The organism is Anaeromusa sp. (assembly GCF_028691475.1).
Taxonomy (GTDB): domain Bacteria; phylum Bacillota; class Negativicutes; order Anaeromusales; family Anaeromusaceae; genus Anaeromusa.
In genome coordinates, this window is the sequence record NZ_JAQUZF010000162.1 from 1 (window position 1) to 4300 (window position 4300).

At 55.5% G+C, this 4300-nt stretch carries 4 protein-coding genes; all 4 read right to left on the minus strand.

Features of this window, described 5'->3' with window-relative positions; translation table 11 throughout:
• Positions 1 to 144: 144 nt before the first annotated feature.
• The gene (locus PHF27_RS13490) at positions 145 to 897 is read right to left on the minus strand and encodes an exodeoxyribonuclease III (protein ID WP_300071145.1); all 753 of its coding nucleotides are present in this window, start codon (positions 895 to 897) and stop codon (positions 145 to 147) included.
• Entirely contained in the window at positions 894 to 2036 is a 1143-nt protein-coding gene (locus PHF27_RS13495; RefSeq protein ID WP_300071147.1) for an amidohydrolase, read from the minus strand. The genes PHF27_RS13490 and PHF27_RS13495 overlap by 4 nt, the downstream gene beginning before the upstream one ends.
• Positions 2026 to 2988 carry an LD-carboxypeptidase gene (locus PHF27_RS13500; RefSeq protein WP_300071150.1) on the minus strand — a complete coding sequence of 321 codons (963 nt, stop codon included), beginning with the start codon at positions 2986 to 2988 and terminating at the stop codon, positions 2026 to 2028. The genes PHF27_RS13495 and PHF27_RS13500 overlap by 11 nt, the downstream gene beginning before the upstream one ends.
• A 242-nt stretch (positions 2989 to 3230) precedes the next feature.
• Positions 3231 to 4300: peptide ABC transporter substrate-binding protein (locus PHF27_RS13505; protein ID WP_300071153.1), on the minus strand; the 1070-nt coding region annotated here is incomplete at its 5' end.

The window sequence follows — 4300 nt, forward strand, 5'->3', positions numbered from 1 at the left end:
GTATTTTATGTGTTGAGGTTCAATTTCATATTTCGCACCCTCAACGTACCCTTGCTCTACTCCATCTACTCCTGTTCAAAATCGTTGCCCCAGTACTCCTCTTGTGTACCCTCACATGACTCCGATTCTCTTGTTCAATCCTCGTTACTTCAGTTCCAGCCCCACCGGGCAATGATCGCTGCCCATAATATCGGCGTAAATCATAGCTTCTTTGATTCGATCCTGCAGGCGGTCGGAGACGAGAAAATAGTCAATGCGCCAACCAACATTGCGATCGCGGGCCTTCATCATGTAGGACCACCAGGTATAGGCGTTTTCGCGCGCTGGATAAAGGTAGCGGAAGGTATCTGTGAAACCTTCCATGAGGAGTTCACTCATTTTGCCGCGTTCTTCATCAGTGAAGCCTGCGTTGCGACGATTGCTTTTGGGATTTTTAATGTCGATTTCCTGATGGGCGACGTTGATATCGCCGCACAGAATGATCGCTTTTTCTGTATCCAGCTTTGCTAAGTAGCGGCGGAAATCGTTTTCCCACTGCATGCGGTAATCCAAACGCGCCAATTCTCGCTGAGAGTTGGGAGTGTAGACATTAACCAGGAAAAAATCCGGATACTCCAGCGTAAGCAGGCGTCCTTCCTGATCGTGCTCTTCCAGGCCCATGCCCAAGCGTACGGAGAGCGGCGTATGACGAGTAAAGACGGCCGTGCCGGAATACCCTTTTTTGACGGCGCTGTTCCAGTACTGCTCGTATCCTGGAAAGTCCAATTCCGCTTGGTGCGGCTGCATTTTCGTTTCTTGCACGCAGAAGAAGTCGGCGTCGCTTTGCTGAAAAAAGTCGTTAAAGCCTTTGCCTAGACAGGCGCGCAGGCCGTTGACGTTCCAAGAAATAAATTTCATAGTAAACTCCTTTTGGTGTTCTGTAAGCATATATCCCAGGCGCTCATGGCCATGGCTTTGGCGCCGATAAGGGCTCGTTTTTGGGCTGCAGCGGAACCGGCGGCTTGGGCGAAAGCAGGCGTATGAGCTGTCAAACCGGCCCCAATAGACAGTTCCGGGTGCAGTGTCGGCGCTACATGGCTGACATTGCCTACGTCCGTGGAGCCGCCAGCGTCGTTGTCCGGCAACTGGCGGACTGGTTCGCCGAGAAGACGCAGATTTTCCGCAAAATAAGCCGCAAGGTCAGTATTCTGGATAAGTTCCTTAAACAGCGGTTCATAGTGCTCTAGTGTTACGGTTGCGCCAGTGCCTTCAGCTATGCCGGTCGCCAGAGCGCGGACGGCGGGAAGTACCTGCTGTTCCAAATAGTCGCTGCTAAGGGAGCGCACCGTGCATTTCATCTCCGCCAAGGCGGGGACGATGTTGGGCGCTGTGCCGCCAGCGGTAATGATACCGGCAATGAGTGCTTGCTCGCCAAAACGCAGCCGCAGTCCCTGCAGCCCTTGATAAAAAAGCACCAGCGCATCCAGGGCGTTAATGCCGCGTTCGCTGCGGCTGGCTACATGCGCTTCGCGGCCGTGAAAGCGCACGCATAAGGGGTGGGATGCCAGGGATGTGCCGCCTAAGGTGGTTTCGTCGCTGGGATGAATAATGAAAACGGCGTCAAAAGCGTCGAAGACGCCAGCATTGGTCAAAGCGATCTTGCCGCCTTGGGTTTCTTCCGCCGGGCAGCCGATAAAATAGGTTTGTGCTTGGCTTGTCGTTAAGGCGGCGAAGGCAGCGGCTGCGCCAAAGCTCATCGAAGCGATCAGATTGTGTCCGCAGGCATGACCAAGACCAGGCAGTGCGTCGTATTCGGCTAAAAAAGCGATTTTAGGGCCGCTGTCGCCGCGTTTGGCAACAAACGCCGTGGGAAGACCGGCGGCGCCTTGGGTTACGTGAAAGCCTTGCATGCGGCTGGCGTCGGTCAAAAGCCGCATTGCTTCGTATTCTTCATTTCCCAGTTCCGGCCGTGCGTGCAAAGCCAGGCTGAGTCGGGTCATTTCCGCTTCCAGAGCGTCGACTTTTTGGCAAAGACGTTTTTTTTCTTCAGTAAACATTAGCAGGGGCCTCCTCTAAAGCGGCTTCTGTCAGGACTAGGCCGGCTCGCGGCGAAACCGTAGCCTGGACGCCCAAGGGCAGCGTCAGTTTGTCTGGCGTATGCCCAAAGGAAACGTCGCAGAGAACAGGCTTGCTCAAAGAACCAAGACGTTCACGAAGCACATCGGCGGTGCGCTGGCCGGGCGGGTCTTCTTCGCTGTCACAGTTGCTGCAGACGCCCATGACGATGGCCGCTGCCGCCTGCAGCTTACCGGCAAGGTGCAGCTGCGTCAGCAGCCGATCCAGACGGTAAGGCGCTTCGCCCACTTCTTCCAGGCAAAGAATGCGTCCGGCGGTATCCAGTTCGTACGGCGTGCCCAAGGCGGCTGCGATGAGGCTGAGATTGCCGCCGCACAAAGGACCGGACGCCTCTCCGGGAACCAGAAAAAAAGGGGTCGCCCCGGCAGGCGGCGCTGGCAGCTCGCCGAGCGGGTTGGTACTGGTGAGCGCTCGAAGCGAGTGCTTACAGGTAAAATCAGATAGTGGCTCCCGGCCAAAATCCGAAGCCGCCATGGGGCCGTGAAAGCTCACCAAGCCGCATTGCTGCTGCAACACCGTGTGCAGCGCGGTAATGTCGCTATAGCCCATGAACACCTTGGGGTGGCTCTTGATCAGTTCGTAATCCAACTGCGGCAAAAGACGCATGCTGCCGTAGCCGCCGCGTATGCAGAGAATGCCTGCAATGCTAGGATCGGCAAAAAAAGTATGTAAATCGTCAACGCGTACGGCATCGTCGCCGGCGCAGATGCCGTCAGTATAAGCGGCGCTCTTGCCTAGGCTGACCTGGAAGCCCTGCGCCTGCAGCCAGCGCACGCCTTGCTCCAATTCCTCCGCCTTTCCTGGACTAGCCGGCGCTACAAGGCCGATCGTATCACCCTGTCGTAACGGGCGCGGTTTGATTAATGATTTCATTACTCTAAACCTTTCTATAGGTAAATGGCTATGGAAATGATCTTTTTTAGTTGTACTTTCATGTGACTATAGGTTATCTTGGGAAATTTTCCAAGAAAGCCGATGATTTAATGAGTGCTCCGCTCAAATGAGGGCTTTTTTCGGCAGACGAGGAAGAAAACGCAGGCATAGCGGCGCTCTGCCGAGGATTTCTGACAATGTATGACGGAAAAATGACCATTTGAGCGTGAGATACGAATAAATTAGCGGTTTTCTAATAGGTAGGAATCCTTGAAATCCGCCAAGCCCAGTACTGACCAGGAGACGCCTTGCAGGCGGGGGCTGGCTACATAGGGCTGGGTGGTGTAGTAAATAGGCAAGATGACAGCGTCATCAAGGAGAATTTGCTCCGCTTCGTGCATGGCCGCCATGCGGCGCGCCGGATCAAGGGAGCTTTGCGCCTCTTCAATCAACGCGTTATAGCGTGGATTTTGGTACCTGGCGTCGTTTGTGGCGTCCTTGAAAACATCCAAAAAGGTCATGGGATCAGCGTAGTCGCCAATCCAAGAAGCCCGGGCGATTTGGAACTCGCCGCGCGTGCGGGACGCCAGAAAGACTTTTGATTCCTGATTGGTCAAGGTGACGGCGACGCCCAAGCTTTGCTTCCACATCTCTTGAGCGGCTTCGGCGATGGCCTTGTGCATTTCGCCGGTGTTGAAAAGCAGCGTGACTGGCGGCAGCGCATTTCCGTAGCCTGCTGTTTGCAGCGCTTCTTTGGCGGCGGCTGCATCTTCGCGGCTTAGATCGCCGCCTTCTTGACGAAAATCAAGGCCGGTAGCCGGATTGGTGAGGCCCGGAGGCACCCAGGCGTAGGCCGGAAGCTTGCCTCCTTTGACTACGTGGGTAATCAGTGCTTGACGCTGAAAGGACAGCGCGAAGGCGCGGCGCACTTCCAGGCGGTCAAATGGCGGCGCTTGGGTGTTGAAAACGTAATAATAGAGGCCCAGATAGGGGGCGATGCGCAGGAGGCCTTCTTTTTGCAGGCGGTCATGCTCTACAACTGGCGGCTCGACCATCATATCCGCTTGGCCGGTTTCCACCAGCGTCAGCCGGGTGGCCTGGGCGTCCACGATGGGCCAGTACATGCCGTCCAAACGGATGGAGGCGGCATCGCGATAGTAGGGATTTTTGGCGAAGGATAAGCTGCCGTGATGCACCCAGCCGGTCAGGCGAAAGGGGCCGTTGCCGATAAGCGTTTCCGCTTGGGAAGACCAGCTTTCCGGCGCTTTTTCAATACTGGCGCGGTGAACGGGATAAAAAGCATGGAACGAAG

Bases quoted from the DNA above. Each gene is read 5' to 3' on its own strand.
- PHF27_RS13490 (WP_300071145.1), bottom strand. From the start codon at position 897: ATGAAATTTATTTCTTGGAACGTCAACGGCCTGCGCGCCTGTCTAGGC.
- PHF27_RS13495 (WP_300071147.1), bottom strand. From the start codon at position 2,036: ATGTTTACTGAAGAAAAAAAACGTCTTTGCCAAAAAGTCGACGCTCTG.
- PHF27_RS13500 (WP_300071150.1), bottom strand. From the start codon at position 2,988: ATGAAATCATTAATCAAACCGCGCCCGTTACGACAGGGTGATACGATC.